General features: G+C 65.7%; 16 protein-coding genes. 5 read left to right on the top strand and 11 right to left on the bottom strand.

Annotated elements, in window-relative coordinates:
• The first annotated feature begins 38 nt into the window (after positions 1–38).
• From gltX to ACODS4_RS05575, 3 genes are all read left to right on the top strand, one after another.
• Positions 39–1,445, top strand: coding sequence for a glutamate--tRNA ligase (gene gltX, locus ACODS4_RS05585; protein ID WP_488861501.1), 1,407 nt, complete (start codon positions 39–41; stop codon positions 1,443–1,445).
• Between the two features lie 100 nt (positions 1,446–1,545).
• Positions 1,546–2,859 carry a citrate synthase gene (gltA, locus tag ACODS4_RS05580; protein WP_488861499.1) on the top strand — a complete coding sequence of 438 codons (1,314 nt, stop codon included), beginning with the start codon at positions 1,546–1,548 and terminating at the stop codon, positions 2,857–2,859.
• The gene (locus tag ACODS4_RS05575) at positions 2,852–3,052 is read left to right on the top strand and encodes a hypothetical protein (protein ID WP_488861497.1); all 201 of its coding nucleotides are present in this window, start codon (positions 2,852–2,854) and stop codon (positions 3,050–3,052) included. The genes gltA and ACODS4_RS05575 overlap by 8 nt, the downstream gene beginning before the upstream one ends.
• Positions 3,053–3,070: 18 nt before the next feature.
• Here ACODS4_RS05575 and ACODS4_RS05570 read toward each other — a convergent pair whose 3' ends face one another.
• Positions 3,071–3,490, bottom strand: coding sequence for a rhodanese-like domain-containing protein (locus tag ACODS4_RS05570; RefSeq protein WP_488861495.1), 420 nt, complete (start codon positions 3,488–3,490; stop codon positions 3,071–3,073).
• Positions 3,491–3,589: 99 nt separating this feature from the next.
• Here ACODS4_RS05570 and ftrA point away from each other — a divergent pair, with 99 nt between their 5' ends.
• On the top strand, positions 3,590–4,576 hold the full coding sequence (ftrA, locus tag ACODS4_RS05565; RefSeq protein ID WP_488861493.1) for a transcriptional regulator FtrA: 987 nt from the start codon (positions 3,590–3,592) through the stop codon (positions 4,574–4,576).
• 49 nt (positions 4,577–4,625) lie between these two features.
• Here the strand turns inward: ftrA and ACODS4_RS05560 are convergent, their stop codons facing one another.
• Positions 4,626–5,171, bottom strand: coding sequence for a hypothetical protein (locus tag ACODS4_RS05560; protein ID WP_488861491.1), 546 nt, complete (start codon positions 5,169–5,171; stop codon positions 4,626–4,628).
• Between the two features lie 95 nt (positions 5,172–5,266).
• Positions 5,267–6,184: a LysR family transcriptional regulator gene (locus ACODS4_RS05555; RefSeq protein WP_488861489.1), complete on the bottom strand. Its 918-nt coding sequence runs from the start codon at positions 6,182–6,184 to the stop codon at positions 5,267–5,269.
• 95 nt (positions 6,185–6,279) lie between these two features.
• Between ACODS4_RS05555 and ACODS4_RS05550 the strand changes: the two genes are divergently transcribed.
• Positions 6,280–6,819, top strand: coding sequence for a GNAT family N-acetyltransferase (locus tag ACODS4_RS05550; RefSeq protein WP_488861487.1), 540 nt, complete (start codon positions 6,280–6,282; stop codon positions 6,817–6,819).
• Between the two features lie 6 nt (positions 6,820–6,825).
• Here the strand turns inward: ACODS4_RS05550 and gloA are convergent, their stop codons facing one another.
• From gloA to rseP, 8 genes are all read right to left on the bottom strand, one after another.
• Positions 6,826–7,221, bottom strand: a complete 396-nt coding sequence (gene gloA, locus ACODS4_RS05545) for a lactoylglutathione lyase (protein WP_488861486.1) — start codon at positions 7,219–7,221, stop codon at positions 6,826–6,828.
• Positions 7,218–8,402 carry a lipid-A-disaccharide synthase gene (lpxB, locus tag ACODS4_RS05540; protein WP_488861485.1) on the bottom strand — a complete coding sequence of 395 codons (1,185 nt, stop codon included), beginning with the start codon at positions 8,400–8,402 and terminating at the stop codon, positions 7,218–7,220. The genes gloA and lpxB overlap by 4 nt, the downstream gene beginning before the upstream one ends.
• Entirely contained in the window at positions 8,399–9,235 is an 837-nt protein-coding gene (locus tag ACODS4_RS05535; protein ID WP_488861484.1) for an LpxI family protein, read from the bottom strand. The genes lpxB and ACODS4_RS05535 overlap by 4 nt, the downstream gene beginning before the upstream one ends.
• An 18-nt stretch (positions 9,236–9,253) precedes the next feature.
• The gene (gene lpxA / locus ACODS4_RS05530; RefSeq protein ID WP_488861482.1) at positions 9,254–10,048 is read right to left on the bottom strand and encodes an acyl-ACP--UDP-N-acetylglucosamine O-acyltransferase; all 795 of its coding nucleotides are present in this window, start codon (positions 10,046–10,048) and stop codon (positions 9,254–9,256) included.
• Positions 10,045–10,527: a 3-hydroxyacyl-ACP dehydratase FabZ gene (fabZ, locus tag ACODS4_RS05525; RefSeq protein WP_298372955.1), complete on the bottom strand. Its 483-nt coding sequence runs from the start codon at positions 10,525–10,527 to the stop codon at positions 10,045–10,047. The genes lpxA and fabZ overlap by 4 nt, the downstream gene beginning before the upstream one ends.
• Positions 10,528–10,734: 207 nt before the next feature.
• On the bottom strand, positions 10,735–11,367 hold the full coding sequence (locus ACODS4_RS05520) for an OmpH/Skp family outer membrane protein (RefSeq protein ID WP_488861480.1): 633 nt from the start codon (positions 11,365–11,367) through the stop codon (positions 10,735–10,737).
• Between the two features lies 1 nt (position 11,368).
• Positions 11,369–13,660, bottom strand: coding sequence for an outer membrane protein assembly factor BamA (gene bamA, locus ACODS4_RS05515; RefSeq protein ID WP_488861650.1), 2,292 nt, complete (start codon positions 13,658–13,660; stop codon positions 11,369–11,371).
• 62 nt (positions 13,661–13,722) lie between these two features.
• A complete protein-coding gene (gene rseP / locus ACODS4_RS05510) occupies positions 13,723–14,856 on the bottom strand; it encodes an RIP metalloprotease RseP (RefSeq protein WP_488861478.1) in 1,134 nt (377 codons plus the stop codon).
• Between the last annotated feature and the right edge of the window lie 8 nt (positions 14,857–14,864).

The raw sequence follows: 14,864 nt of genomic DNA, 5'->3' as shown, positions 1-14,864 counted from the left end.
TGCATTGTAGCAGCGCCGAACCCGGAATTGAGACACCGATGACCGTCGTCACCCGCTTCGCCCCCTCGCCCACCGGCTTTCTCCACATCGGCGGTGGCCGCACCGCTCTGTTCAACTGGCTGTACGCTCGTCGGATGGGTGGCAAATTCCTGCTGCGGATCGAGGACACCGACCGGCAACGCTCGACCGACGCGGCGGTGGACGCCATCCTCGACGGGCTGACATGGCTTGGCCTGGATTGGGACGGCGAGGCGGTCAGCCAGTTCGCCCGCAAGGACCGGCACGCCGAGGTGGCGCACCAGATGCTGGCCGCCGGCAAGGCCTACCGCTGCTATTGCAGCCCGGAGGAGTTGACGGCGATGCGCGACGCGCAGAAGGCCAGCGGGCAGCCGATGCGCTATGACGGCCGCTGGCGCGACCGCCCCGACTCCGACGCCCCGAACGGCGTGGCCCCCGTCATCCGCCTGAAGGCCCCGCAGGAGGGCGAAACCGTTCTGAAGGATCTCGTCCAGGGCGAGGTGACGGTGCAGAACGCCCAGCTCGACGATCTGATCCTGCTGCGCGCCGACGGCACGCCGACCTATCTGCTGGCCGTGGTGGTGGACGATCACGACATGGGCGTGACCCATGTGGTGCGCGGCGACGACCATCTGACCAACACTTTCCGCCAGATCCAGATCTTCAACGCCATGGGCTGGGATCTGCCGCAGTTCGGCCACATCCCGCTGATTCACGGGGCCGACGGGGCGAAACTGTCCAAACGGCACGGCGCGCTGGGCGTCGACGCCTACCGCGATTTGGGCTATCTGCCCGAAGCGGTGCGCAATTACCTGCTGCGTCTGGGCTGGTCGCACGGCGACGACGAGATCATTTCGACCGAGCAAGCGGTCGAGTGGTTCAATCTGGAGGGCATTGGCCGCTCCGCCTCGCGATTCGATTTCGCCAAGCTCGACAGCCTGAACGCCCACTACATGCGGCAGGCCGACGATTCCCGTCTGGTCGGGCTGATCGCCCCGCGTCTGGAAGCCGATCTGGGCCGCAGCCTGTCCGACGCCGACCGCGACCTTCTGACGCGGGCGATGAACGGGCTGAAGCAGCGCGCCCGCACGGTGGTCGAATTGGCGCAGAGCGCGCGCTTTTATCTGGCCGCCCGACCTTTGGCCTATGACGACAAAGCCGCCGCGCTGCTGGACGACAAGGGCCGCGCCACGCTGGCGGAATTGGCCGTTCGCTTCGCCAACGAGGCGGATTTCACCGCGTCGGCCCTGGAGGCGCAGGTGCGCGCCTTCGCCGAAGAGCGGGGGGAAAAGCTGGGCAAGGTGGCGCAGCCGTTGCGCGCGGCGCTGACCGGATCGACCGTGTCGCCGCCCATTTTTGAAGTGGCCGAATTGCTGGGCCGCGAGGAGACCCTTGCTCGCATCCGCGATACAGCAGTTGCAGCATAAAGGTCATTTCCGTGCGTTGCCATCGGTGCGGCATGGAACTATGCTGCGCCGACGAAAAAAGGGTGCCAAGCCCGAAGCTCAACGATAAGGACGTGCCGAGATGACCCAGACTAAGGATGGTACGAACACGGTAACACTCACGGACAATCGCACTGGCAAGCAAGTGACCATGCCGATCCTCGACGGCAAGGTTGGGCCGAGCGTGATCGACATCCGCAAGCTCTACGCCGAAACCGGCTGTTTTACCTATGACCCGGGCTTCACCTCGACGGGAAGCTGCGAGTCGCAGATCACCTACATCGACGGCGACGAAGGCGTGCTGCTGCATCGCGGCTATTCCATCGACGAATTGGCCGCCCACTCGACCTTCCCGGAAGTCTGCTTCCTGCTGCTGAACGGCCATCTGCCGACCGCCGCCGAAAGCGCCGAATTCGACAGCATCCTGCGCCGCCATTCGATGGTGCACGAGCAGTTGACGAAGTTCTACAGCGGCTTCCGCCGTGACGCCCACCCGATGGCGATCATGTGCGGCGTCGTCGGCGCCCTGTCGGCCTTCTACCACGACTCGACCGACATCAACGATCCGGTGGAGCGCAAGATCGCGGCTCACCGCCTGATCGCCAAGATGCCGACGATCGCGGCGATGGCCTACAAATACTCGGTCGGCCAGCCTTTCATGTACCCGCGCAACGATTTGTCGTATGCGGAAAACTTCCTGTACATGACCTTCGGCACGCCGTGCGAGCCGTACAAGGTGAACCCGATCCTGGCCAAGGCCATGGACAAGATCTTCATCCTGCACGCCGATCACGAGCAGAACGCCTCGACCTCGACCGTCCGTCTGGCCGGTTCGTCGGGCGCCAACCCGTTCGCCTGCATCGCCGCCGGCATCGCCTCGCTGTGGGGTCCGGCCCATGGCGGCGCGAACGAGGCCGTGCTGAAGATGCTGGAGGAGATCGGCACCGTTGACCGCATTCCCGAATGCGTCCGCCGGGCCAAGGACAAGAACGACAACTTCCGTCTGATGGGCTTCGGCCACCGGGTCTACAAGAACTACGACCCGCGCGCCCAGGTGATGCGTCAGGCCTGCCACGAAGTGTTGGGCGAGCTGGGCATCAAGGACGAGCCGCTGCTCGACATCGCGATGGAGCTGGAGCGCATCGCGCTCACCGATGAGTATTTCATCGAGAAGAAGCTGTACCCGAACGTCGATTTCTACTCGGGCATCATCCTGAAGGCGATGGGCTTCCCGACCAGCATGTTCACCGTGCTGTTCGCGCTGGCCCGCACCGTCGGCTGGATCAGCCAGTGGAAGGAAATGATCGAGGATCCGGTCCAGAAGATCGGTCGTCCGCGTCAGCTCTACACCGGCGAAACCAAGCGGACTTTCGTTCCGCTGGCCGAGCGTGGCTAAGCCGACAGCCAGCAAGGGAATGGGCGGCTCCAACGGAGCCGCCCAAGACCCTATGGACTACATCGTTCCGGCGCGGCGCGTGCGTCTGCACGCGCCCGCCAACGACAACAAGGCGCCGTTGGGTTGGCGCGTTCGCCGCCTGCTCGTCTATGTCGTCATCCTGGCCTTGATCGCCGGGATTGTTTTGGTCTGAGCGCGCGACGCTCCGGCGTCACGGCGTGGTCGCGCCCGGTTCCGCGCCGCTGGCGAACGCGAATCCTTCGTCCGCCCACCCGGTCATGCCGCCGATCATAAGTTTGACCGGCCGCCCAAGGCGGGCCAAACGCAACGCCGCCCGGTCGGCCCCGTTGCAATGCGGCCCAGCGCAATAGACGACAAACAGCGTGTCATCCGGCCATTCCGCCATTCGCCGCTCCGTCATTTTGCCATGCGGCAGGTTCAACGCGCCCGGAACATGGCGTTCGCCGTACATCGCCGGGCTGCGAACGTCCAACAGCACAAAATCCTGAACGCCCGTGGCCAGGGCGTTGCGCACGTCCCAGCAATCCGTCTCAAAGGACAGCAACCGGGCAAAATGCGCGGCGGCCTGATCGGACGGGGCGGCGGGAATTTCGCTGACGAGGCTGGGCATGGGACTGTCTCCACTCTGAGGGGGCGTGTTTGTCCGCCCAGAATGCCGCCAACGCGGTGAAACTGGAAAGTGGCGCTACAGCCATGTAGCGTAAGCATCATGCCAAACGAACCATCCCCTGCGGCGCCAGCCGCCCCCTTGGTCGTCGCGCTGGCCTATGACGGTCTGTGCATCTTTGAATTCGGCGTCGCCGTCGAGGTGTTCGGCCTGCCGCGCCCGGAGTTGGGGCCGGGCTGGTATCGGTTCGCCGTCGCCGCCCTGGATCCGGGACCGTTGCGCGCCATGGACGGCGTGCGCCTGATGGTCGATGGCGGGTTGGAGCTGTTGGACGAAGCGCAGACCATCGTCATTCCCGGCTGGCGCGGCGCCCGCGCCCCGGTTCCCGCCGTCTTGACCGACGCCCTGAAACGGGCCGACGCGCGCGGCGCCCGCATCCTGTCGATCTGTTCGGGCGTTTTCGTTCTGGCCGCCGCCGGGCTGCTGAACGGTCGGCGCGCCACCACCCATTGGCGCCACGCCGGGGCGTTGAGCGACCTCCACCCCAACATCCAGGTGATCCCCGACGTGCTCTATGTGGACGAAGGCAACATCCTGACCTCGGCGGGCAGCGCCGCCGGGATTGATCTGTGCCTGCATCTGGTCCGCCGCGACTTCGGCCATGAGGCCGCCAACAGCGTCGCCCGCCGTCTGGTCGTCCAACCCCACCGCGAAGGCGGCCAAGCCCAATTCATCGAAAGCCCGGTGCCGACGGCGCGCGAAGGGGCGCGGCTTGGCCCGCTGCTCGACCATCTCCGCGCGCGGTTGGAGGAGGAGCACAGCCTCGCCGCCATGGCCGACCGGGCGGGGATGAGCCTGCGCACCTTCCTGCGCCGCTTTTCCGCGCTGACCGGCAAGACGCCCGGCGAATGGCTGCTGACCGAACGGTTGGCCCGCGCCCGCGCCCTGCTGGAGGACGGCGACCAGCCGATGGAGGATGTGGCGACGCGCGCCGGTTTCGGCTCCGCCGCCACCCTGCGCCACCATTTCCGCCAACGGATCGGCCTCAGCCCGGCGACCTACCGGGCGCGGTTCCGGCGTTCTTCTTAGCCCAATCGGTCGGCAACCTTTGCCCGGCAAGATTGTCCAATCGGCACAGTCACGCCATTTGCTGGGCCAGGAACAAAAGGCGGGCTTTTTTGGTTTCCTGAAGGCTCTGATACATCGGATCCCGCTGTATCGCGTCATAGTCCACCGTTGGCCGCAGCGGCGGCAAGGCGTCGTAGTCCGCTTGCGTCATCGCGGTTTTCGCCATCGCCACGGAACCGCCAAGCGCGCGGGCGATGGTTTCGGCGCGCATCTTCGCCAAACCAGGGCCGGAGCCGCCATTTGGCCCCGTGTTGGGAAGAAGCCCGTCCAGCTTGAGCGCAAGATTGTTGGACATCATCGCAAAACCGTTGTTGTCCAGCCGGGCGACCTCTTTGCCGTTAACCATCACCCGCGCGTAATCCTGATAAGCCGGATGGCTGGACGTATCCGGCATGTCCATGTGGTTGATCTTCAGAATTTCCTCGGTTGATTTTACGAAGTCCTGAAACATCGCCTCCGGCGCTTCGGAAAGCTTGATCGCTTTGACCTTCGACATGTCGATTGGTCGCAGATTGCCGATGGCGTAGCGCGTGGACAGATTTTGATCGGACATCATGCTCCCCCCAATGAACGCGGACGGCCCCCGCCGTCACAGCGTTTCATTGCAAAGAGCGCGCCACAAAATTGCGCCTCGTGAGGAAAAACACGCGTTCAACGCCGCGCGCCGCCGTCGGATGGCGTGGCGCCCGGACGGCGGCGGTCCGCCTCCGCCTCGGCCAACAGCCAAGAGCGAAAGGCCAAGGGCAGACGCCGCGCCTGCCCCGCCCCCGGCGCGGACAGCACATAGCGATCGCCGCAGGGGGCCGCCGGGCCAAAGGGACACGCCAGCCGCCCAGCGTCCAACGCGCTGAACGCCAGGGATGGCCGCGCCAAGGCCACCCCCAACCCGGCTTCGGCGGCCTGCATCGCCATCACCGAATCGGAAAAGCTGACGCCGCCGGACACGTCCAGCGCGTCCAGCCCCGCCGCCGCCCTCCACACGCGCCAATCCGGCCATTCATGGACGTGCAGCAGGGTGGCGCCGTCCAACAGATCGGTCGGCTGGCGCAAACGCTTGGCCATGTCGGGGGCGCACACGGGCAGAAGCGCTTCTTCCGACAGGGTGATTCCATCGGGGACGTGGTCGCCGCCCCGGACGTAGCGGACGACCACCCATCCGGCCTCCGCCTCCGCCGGGCGGTCATGGTTGCCGCCATCCAGATCGACGCGCAGCCCCGGCCAATCCGCCAGAAAGCGCGGCAGACGCGGGACCAACCACAAGGCGGCCCAGGCGCGCGGCGCGGCGACGCGCAGGCGCTGCGGCCCGCCGCTGGCCACCCGGTCCCAGGCTTCGGTCATCCGGCCCAAACCGCTGGTGCAGGCCCGCGCCAATTCCCGCCCGGCGTCGGTCAACAGCAAGCCGCGCGGCGTCCGCTCGAACAACCGCACCCCCAGACGTTTTTCCAGATCGCCGACCTGTCGGCTGACCGCGCCATGGGTCAAGCCCAGATCGTCGGCGGCGCGAGTCATGCCGCCATGGCGGGCGGCGGCTTCAAAGGCGGCGAGCGCGGTCAACGGCAGGCGGGGCATGGCGGGGCTTGTCCAGGTCGCTGTGAGAAAAGCTCACACCCCCGCCCTGCGAAGTCAATGGACCAAAGGATCCGACGCAAGGCAGGATTCCGGGCATGGACACACACGCCCCCCTCTCCGTTTCCATCACCCGCGTGGACCGACTGGACGATCCGCCGCTGCGCGCGGGTTTGGAACATCTGTTGACGGACGCCGTCGCCAGCGGCGCGTCGGTCGGCTTTCACGCCCCGCTCGACCCGGCCCGCAACACAGCCTTTTGGGATGACGTCGCCTCGGCCATCGCCAGGGGCGGGTTGCGCCTGCTGGTCGCCCGCGACGGCGCGGGCCGCGTGATCGGCGCGGTGCAACTGGCGCTCAGCCCGAAACAAAACAGCCCGCACCGGGCCGAGGTGCAAAAGCTGCTGGTCTTGACCGACCAGCGCGGGCGCGGCGTCGCCACCGCCCTGATGAACGCCCTTTATGATCTCGCCCGGTCGCTGGGCCGCAGCCTGCTGGAGCTGGACACCCGCGCCGGCGACTTCGGCGAACCTTTTTACAGCCGCAGCGGCTGGGAACGCGCCGGGGTGCTGCCCGGCCACACGCTGGAGGCCGACGGCGCTTTTCACGACGCCGTGATGTTCCGCCGTCGGCTGTGACCGCGCTTACTTCTTTTCGATCAACTCGACCTTGTAGCCGTCCGGATCCTCGATGAAGGCGATCACGGTGGTCCCGTGCTTCATCGGGCCGGGCGGGCGGGGAATTGAGACGCCTTCCGCCGCCAAGCCTTCGCAGGTCGCGTAAATGTCCGGCACGCCCAGCGCGATGTGGCCAAAGGCGTTGCCGAGGTCGTACGGCTCGGTCTGGTCCCAATTGTGGGTCAGCTCGATCACCGCCGTGTCGGCTTCCTCGCCATAGCCGACGAAGGCCAGGGTGAAGCGCCCGCTTTCGTAATCGGTGCGGCGCAACAGCTTCATGCCCAGAAGGCGGGTGTAGAAATCGATGGATTTGTCCAGATCGAGGACCCGCAGCATCGTGTGCAGCAGACGAAACTTGCTCATGCTTTGACCTTTCCCGTTGTCGGGTGTTGGCTGACGATGTCGAGAACGACGCGGGCGGCCCGTTCGCTGGGCGGAACATCCCCCTGCCCCAACCAGCGCGCCACCTCGGCCACCCCGTCGATCTGCGCCTGACGCGCCTGCGGATCGTCCAGCAGCCGCCCAAGCTCGCGCGCCAGATGGTCCGGTCGGCAATCCTCTTGCAGCAATTCCGGCACCAGCATGCGATCCAGCATCAGATTGACGAGGTTGACGTATTTCACCCGGATCAGACGCCGGTACAGCGCCACCGTGATCGGGTTCAGGCGGTAGGCGATGACCGACGGCAGCCGGGCCAACGCCAACTCCAGCGCCACAGTGCCGGAGGCGGCAAGCGCCGCCTCCGCCGCCGCGAAGGCGTCGTGTTTGGCCGCGTCGCCCTCCACCAAGATGGCGCGCAGCGGCCAATCGGCAAGCGCCGCCGCCACCCGGTCGCGCACGGTGGCGACCGTCGGGACCACCGCCACCAGCGTCGGGTGAGTCGGCAACAGCCGTTCCAGGGTCGCGCGGAAATCGGGCAACAGGCGCGACACCTCGCCCTTGCGGCTGCCCGGCAGAACCGCCACCAGCCGGTCGGTCGCGTTCAGGCCATGCTGCGCCCGGAAGCGGGCGGCGTCGCCCTGCCCGGCCCCGCTTTCCACCACCGAATGGCCGACGAAGCTGCACGGCAGCCCTTCCCGCTCGAAATAAGGCGGCTCGAAGGGCAGGATCGCCAGCAGGTGATCGTACAGCGCCGCGTATTTGGCGGCGCGTTTGGGCTTCCACGCCCACACCGTCGGGGCGACGTAATGGATCAGCGGGATGCCCGGCGCCGCCGCTCGCACCTTCTTGGCGACCCGCAGGGTGAAGCCCGGCGAATCAACGCCGATCACCGCGTCCGGGCGCTGGCGGACGATCTCCGCCGCCGTCTGGTCGATGCGGCGGATCAGGTTCGGCAGATGCGGCAGCAGCTCGAACACGCCGAACAGCGTCAGTTCGCCCATGGGGAACAGGCTGACCAAGCCCTCGGCGATCATTTTTTCGCCGCCGACGCCGATGAAGCGGACCTGACCGCCAGTCAAACGCTTGGCCGCCGCCATCAGTCGAGCGCCCAGCGCGTCGCCCGACGGCTCGCCCGCCATCAGGAACAGCGTCGGACCGCTCACGCCCCAGCCTCTATGGGCAACTCAATGCCGATGACGAACAGGCCCAGCCGATCCGCCGCGTCGGCCACCGCCTCGCGGTCGATCAGCAGGCTGCCGCCCGCTTCCAACGCCACGCCGCGCAGGCCCGCCGCCGCCGCCTTTTCAACCGTGGCGACGCCCATGGTCGGCAGATCGATCCGGCGGTCCTGGTTGGGCTTCTTGACTTTGACCAGCACGCCGCCCGGCCCCGGTCGAGCCAAATCGGCGCAGCGCGCCAACATGGCGTCGGTGCCCTCAATGGCCTCGACCGCCAGAACCAGCCCCTGCTGCACCACGGCCCCCTGCCCAACGTCCAGCGCGCCCAGAGCGCGGGCGACCTGGGCGGCGCGGGCGATGTCGCGTTCGGCCTCGGCGTCGGGAACCAGCGATCCCACCGGCCCGGCGACGGTCAACAAATCCTTCAGCACCTCGTGCAGGCCGACAACGCGAAAGCCCTCCTCCTCCAGCTCGCGCACCACGGCGCGCAACAGCCCATCGTCGCCCAGCGCCCGCGTGCCGACCCGCGCCAGAAAGCGCGTGGTCCACCAATCGGGAAGCAGTTCGGTGAAGGACGGGCGTTTGACCGGCCCGGCGAAGACCACCTCGCTGACGCCTTCGTCGTGCAGGCGGCGGATGATGGTTCCGGCGGCGCCGAAGCGGCTCCACAGATGAGGCAGCCCGGCGACCGTCGCCGGATCGGTGTGGCCGTCAAAGGCGACGACGAACACGTCGCGCCGCTGGCCGCGCACCGCCGCCGCGATGCGGGCCGGCAGCGTGCCGCCGCCGGCCAGGATGGCGAGTTTGCGCGCGGTCATGGACGGCGCCCGCCGCCGTCAGGATTCGCGCGGCTGGCAGAGCGAGCGCGATTCCTTGGCGCGGATGAACGCCAACACGTCGGCGATCAAGGCGCGCTCGCCGAAATCACGCTCCACCTCGTCCACCCGTTCGGCGAAGGTGCCTTCCGGGCCGAACAGCATGCGATAGGCGGCGCGCAACGCGTGGATGTCGTCCTTCTTGAAGCCGCGACGCTCCAGACCGACGAGGTTCAAACCGGCCAGCCGGGCGCGGTCGCCCATCACGGTTCCGAAGGGAATGACGTCGTTCTCCACGCCCGACATGCCGCCGATCATCGCGTGCGCGCCGATCCGCACGAACTGCCGTACCGCCGACAGGCCGCCGATGATGACGTAATCGCCCAAGGTGACGTGGCCGCCCAAGGTGGCGTTGTTCGCCATGATGACATGGTGGCCGACCATGCAGTCATGGGCGACGTGCGACCCCATCATGAACAGCCCGTCGTCGCCGACCTGGGTCAGCATGCCGCCACCCTCGGTGCCGGGATTCATCGTCACATGCTCGCGGATCTGGTTGCGGGCGCCGATGACGAGTTCCGACGGCTCGCCATGGAACTTCAGATCCTGCGGGCGATGGCCGATGGAGGCGAAGGGATAGATCACCGTGTCGGCGCCGACGCGGGTGCGCCCGTCCACCGCGACATGGGACACCAGCCGCACGCCATCGCCCAACTCGACGTTGGGGCCGACCACGCAGAAGGGGCCGATCGAAACGCCCTCGCCCAGCGAGGCCGCCGGATCGATGATGGCGGACGGATGGATGGTGGTGGTCATTTCTCGTCCAGGATCATGGCGGAATAGACGGCTTCAGCGACGAGGACGCCGTTGACCTTGGCCTCGCCCTTGAACTTCCACACGTTGGCGCGCTTGCGCTGTTTGCTGACATGAATGTGGATGGTGTCGCCGGGCGTCACCGGACGGCGGAAGCGCGCCTCGTCCACGGTCATGAAATAAACCAGCTTGCCTTCGGCCTCTTTCCCCAAGGTGCCAACCACCAGAACGGCGGAGGTCTGCGCCATCGCCTCGATGATGAGGACGCCGGGCATGACCGGGCGCGAGGGGAAATGCCCCTGAAAATACGGCTCGTTGATCGAGACGTTCTTGATGCCGACCGCGCTTTCGCCCAGCACGATGTCGACGACCCGCTCGATCATCAAAATCGGATAGCGGTGCGGAATCATTTCCATGATCCGCATGACGTCGATGTCGGCCATCCGGTTGTCTTGCGTGTTGCTCTCTGCCGTTACGTCCATAGTCCGGCCGCCCGCCTTTCCAAACACCGCCAATAGTTTTCACATGCCCCGACTGCCAACGGGAAGGTCGCGACGCCGCCGCGTCGGCCCCTGTCCCCGTCTTCTTGCCGCATTTTCGCGGCCCTCGCAATCGCCGCCATCCCCTATGGAAAAAGCCGCCACCATCCCCAGCGGACGGCGGCGGCTTTCACCCGACCCGAAAACCGCTTACGGCTTGGGAATGTTCAGCGCGACCTGCGGCAGCTTCTTGTTCACCCGATCCATGACGGCGTCGGTGACGTCGAGCTGGGTGTCCACCAGAACGAATTGCTGACGGGCCAGCACCAGATTCGCGCCGCGTTCGCGCGAAATGTCGGCGACCACCTCAACCATGGTCTTGTGAACCACGGCCATCGCTTCGTTCAACGTGGTTTCCAAGACGCGCTTGCGCGTCTGCACCGTCTTCTGAACTTCGGAAACCTGCTTTTCAAAGTCGCGGCGCTTGTTGGCCAAAGCCTCGGCGGACAGAACGGTCTGTTGCTTGCGCAACTCGTCCTCACCCTTGCGCAGCTTGTCCTCCAGCGACGAGATTTCTTTTTGGTAGGTGTCGCGCAGGGTCTCGAACGCCTTGGAGATGCTCTTCGAGGCGTTGGATTCCTGCATGACCTTCTGGACGTCGATCACCGCGATGACCGGAGTCTTCAGCTCCGGCCCCTTCGCGGCGTCCGCCGCCTTGGCCGCGTCCGCCTTGGGGGCCGCGTCCTGGGCGAAGACCGCCGGGGCGGCGAAGGAAAGACCGGCGGTCACGGCGACCGACAGGGCGGCGGCGCGGAGCGCCGTCTGGAGCGTGCTGGATTGCATGTTAGAACCTGGTTCCGAAGCTGAAGCGGATGAGTTCTTTTTTGTCGTAGCTTTCCTTGCGGAGCGGCAGCGCCAGATCAAGCCGGATCGGCCCGAACGGCGACTTCCACGACACGCCGGTGCCGACCGACACGCGAATCGACTCGTTTTCCTGAACGACGGGATCGGTGATCCCCGACTTGCCCAGAGTGCCGACGTCGGTGAAGGCGTGGCCCAGCAGCCCAAACTCTTCGGGCAGGCCGAAGGGGAAGCTCATCTCGACCGAAGCGCGGGCGTAGCGCGTGCCGCCCAGCGCGTCGCCCGTGGTCTTGTCACGGGCGCCGATGCCGGCGGTGTTGAAGCCGCGCAACGTGTCGCCGCCGATGAAGAAACGGTCGGCCAACGCCACCTTTTGCCCCATGCCCAGGATGTAGCCAATTTCGCCGGTCGTGCTGAGCACCCAATTTTCGGCGCCCAACGGCACGTAGTAACCGCCGCTCAGACGATTCCGCAGGAAGCGGACCGACCCGCCCAGACCAGCGATGTCGTTGGTCATGCGGATGTAATAGCCGTCGGTTGGCGTCAGCTTGCTGTTGCGCATGTCGTAGGTCAGTTCCTGACCGATCAACGACGTCAAACGCTCGCCCTTCTGCTCCCGCACCCATTTCGAGGCGGTGGAGGGCACCTCTTCGATCAGGGTGTCTTGCAGTTGGTAATAAACGCGCTGGCGCAAATGCTCGCTCAACGGAAAGCCCAGACGCAGCGCGAAGCCGGTGTTCTTTTCGTTGAAGGAACTTTCGTTCTGATAGTCGCGGCGAACCCGGAAGATGTCGACGCCCGCCGACATGTCGCGGTCCATGAAATACGGCTCGGTGAACGAGATGTCGTATTCCTGGCGCTTGCCCGAGATCGTCGCGCCCAGCCGCAGATCCTGACCCCGCCCCAACAGATTGCGCTCGCGAATCGAGAAATCGCCGAGGGGACCGTCCGAGGTCGAGAAACCGGCGCCGATCGAGATTTCGCCGGTGGATTGTTCGGCCACCTCGACGTTGATCGTCGAACGATCCGGCACGCTGGTTTCGGCCGTGGTGATGTTCACCCGTTCAAAATAGCCCAAATCCTTGATGCGCTGTTCGGAGCGCTTCAGCTTGGAGCTGTTGAACGGGTCGCCTTCCGACAGCAGCATCTCGCGCCGGATGACCTTGTCGAGCGTGCGGACGTTGCCGTTGATGTCGATGCGGTCCACGAAGACGCGCGGTCCCTCGGCCACCTCATAGGTGATGTCGACCGTCTGGGTCTCGCGGTTGCGGGTGATGCGCGGGCGGATGTCGACGAAGGCGTATTGCAGGTCGCCGACCGCGTTGGTCAGCTTGGTGATGCTATTCTCCACCTCCTGCGCGTTGTACCAGTCGCCTTCCTTGGTCGAGAGGCTTTCGGCCAACAGCGCCGGATCGACCTGTTTCAACTGCGTCTTGACGTCAACCTTGCCGAATTTGTAGCGCTCGCCTTCCTCGATCGTGAAGGTGATGAAGAACGCCTCGCGATCCGGGGTCAATTCGGCGACCGCCGAGATCACGCGGAAATCGGCGAAGCCTTCCTTCAGATAGAAGCGGCGCAGCAGATCGCGGTCATAGGCCAGACGGTCGGGGTCGTAATTGTCGTCGGAGGTCAGGAAACGCCACCAGGTGGTTTCCTTGGTCTGGATCGACTCGCGCAGCGACCCGTCGGAGAATTTTTCGTTGCCGACGAAGGTGATGCCGCGCACGCCGGTGCGCGCGCCCTCGTTGATCTCGAACACCAGATCGACGCGGTTCTGGTCGAGCTGGATGATCTTCGGCTCCACCGTCGCCGCGAATCGCCCCTGGCGCCGGTAGATGTCCTGAAGCCGCTGGACATCGTTCTGGACGCGGGTGCGCGTGTAGACGACGCGCGGGCGAAGCTGGATTTCCTTTTCCAGATTCTCCTTTTCGATCCGCTTGTTGCCCTCGAACGCGATGCGGTTGATGATCGGGTTCTCGGACACCTCCACGACCAGCACGTCGCCCTGGCGCTTCAGATTCACATCGGCGAACAGGCCGGTGTTGAACAGCGCCTTCAAGGATCGGTCGATGCGGTCGGGGTCGAACGGGTCGCCCGGCTGGATCGTCAGATAGGAGCGGACCGTGGAGGCCTCGATTCGCTGGATTCCCTCGACACGGATGTCCCGCACCGTGCCGCCGGAGAACACTTGCGCGACCAGCGTGCCGGGCGCCGTGAGCGGCGCGCCGCTCTGGGCTAGGGCGACAGACACCGTCGTCATGGCGCAGCCGGCCATCAGGCCCGCCACCAGAACTTTGCTCGACACCGGCAAATCACGCTCCCTGGCATAAGGGCTGGTTAAGACACCAGTCCCCGAAAGAAATCGACCACGCGCAGTTGGACCAGATCGTTCCACGTGGCGAAGACCATGAGGGTTAATACCAAAGCCAATCCAATGCGGAAACCGTATTCTTGCGCCCGCGCCCCAAGAGGCCGGCCAAGAGCGCCTTCAATCGCATAAAAAAGCAGATGGCCGCCGTCGAGCATCGGCACCGGGAACAGATTGATGAGGCCAAGATTGACCGACAGGAAGGCCATGAACCACACCAGCGGGTACCAGCCCGATTGCGCCACCTCGCCCGACATCTGGGCGATGCGCAGCGGCCCGCCCAGCTCCTCCGTGCCGCGCGAGCCTTCAATCATCTGGCCCAACGCGGTGAAGGTGCCGGAAATCATTCCGTAAATCTCGCGGGCGGCCTGCCAGACGGCGGTCGCCGGGTCGTGACGCTTCATGTCGGAGCCGCCGCGCGTGATGCCCAACTGGCCGACGCGGTGGCTGTTGCCCATCCGATCCACGATCTCCCGCGCGTCCGGCGTGGCGTCGAGCGCGATCATTTTTCCATCGCGCTCAACATCCATCCGCAGCGTTTCGCCCGGTTTGATCGAGACGATGGAGCGGATTTCCTCGAATCGCTGGATCTCCGCGCCGTCGATGGCGCGAATCAGATCGCCCGGCTTCAGCCCGGCGCGCTCCGCCGCGCTGCCCGGCTGCACCCCGCCGACGTCGGCGGGGGTGAAGGACTGCCCGGCGGTGGCGAACAGAACCGACAAGACGGTGATCGAAAAGATGAAATTGGCGATGGGGCCGGCGGCGACCACCGCCGCGCGCTGGCCCAACGGCTTGTGATGGAAGGAAACCGCGCGCTCTTCCTCCGTCATGGCGGTCAGATGCGCGCCCGGCGTGCTCGCCGGGTCGGCGTCGCCGAACATCTTGACGTAGCCGCCCAAGGGCAAAGCGCTGATTTTCCAACGCGTTCCCACCCGGTCGGTGAAACCGAACAGCTCCGGTCCAAAGCCGATGGAAAACACCTCGATCCGCACGCCGTTGCGCCGGGCGACAAGATAGTGACCCAGCTCATGCACGAACACGAGCACGGTGAGAACCAGCAGAAACGCCAGCACCGAGGTCCAGAAACCGCCGAGAACGTCCATGCTACCCT

The organism is Azospirillum sp. FG154 (genome assembly GCF_057809575.1).
This window is presented reverse-complemented; position numbering and strand designations above follow the sequence as displayed.

Excerpts from the sequence above, each read along its gene's own strand:
- gltA (WP_488861499.1), top strand. The coding sequence starts at position 1,546 with ATGACCCAGACTAAGGATGGTACGAACACGGTAACACTCACGGACAAT.
- ACODS4_RS05520 (WP_488861480.1), bottom strand. The coding sequence starts at position 11,367 with ATGCAATCCAGCACGCTCCAGACGGCGCTCCGCGCCGCCGCCCTGTCG.
- gloA (WP_488861486.1), bottom strand. The coding sequence starts at position 7,221 with ATGAGCAAGTTTCGTCTGCTGCACACGATGCTGCGGGTCCTCGATCTG.
- rseP (WP_488861478.1), bottom strand. The coding sequence starts at position 14,856 with ATGGACGTTCTCGGCGGTTTCTGGACCTCGGTGCTGGCGTTTCTGCTG.
- ACODS4_RS05570 (WP_488861495.1), bottom strand. The coding sequence starts at position 3,490 with ATGCCCAGCCTCGTCAGCGAAATTCCCGCCGCCCCGTCCGATCAGGCC.
- ACODS4_RS05560 (WP_488861491.1), bottom strand. The coding sequence starts at position 5,171 with ATGATGTCCGATCAAAATCTGTCCACGCGCTACGCCATCGGCAATCTG.
- ACODS4_RS05535 (WP_488861484.1), bottom strand. The coding sequence starts at position 9,235 with ATGACCGCGCGCAAACTCGCCATCCTGGCCGGCGGCGGCACGCTGCCG.
- lpxA (WP_488861482.1), bottom strand. The coding sequence starts at position 10,048 with ATGACCACCACCATCCATCCGTCCGCCATCATCGATCCGGCGGCCTCG.
- ACODS4_RS05555 (WP_488861489.1), bottom strand. The coding sequence starts at position 6,184 with ATGCCCCGCCTGCCGTTGACCGCGCTCGCCGCCTTTGAAGCCGCCGCC.
- fabZ (WP_298372955.1), bottom strand. The coding sequence starts at position 10,527 with ATGGACGTAACGGCAGAGAGCAACACGCAAGACAACCGGATGGCCGAC.
- bamA (WP_488861650.1), bottom strand. The coding sequence starts at position 13,660 with ATGGCCGGCTGCGCCATGACGACGGTGTCTGTCGCCCTAGCCCAGAGC.
- ACODS4_RS05550 (WP_488861487.1), top strand. The coding sequence starts at position 6,280 with ATGGACACACACGCCCCCCTCTCCGTTTCCATCACCCGCGTGGACCGA.
- ftrA (WP_488861493.1), top strand. The coding sequence starts at position 3,590 with ATGCCAAACGAACCATCCCCTGCGGCGCCAGCCGCCCCCTTGGTCGTC.
- gltX (WP_488861501.1), top strand. The coding sequence starts at position 39 with ATGACCGTCGTCACCCGCTTCGCCCCCTCGCCCACCGGCTTTCTCCAC.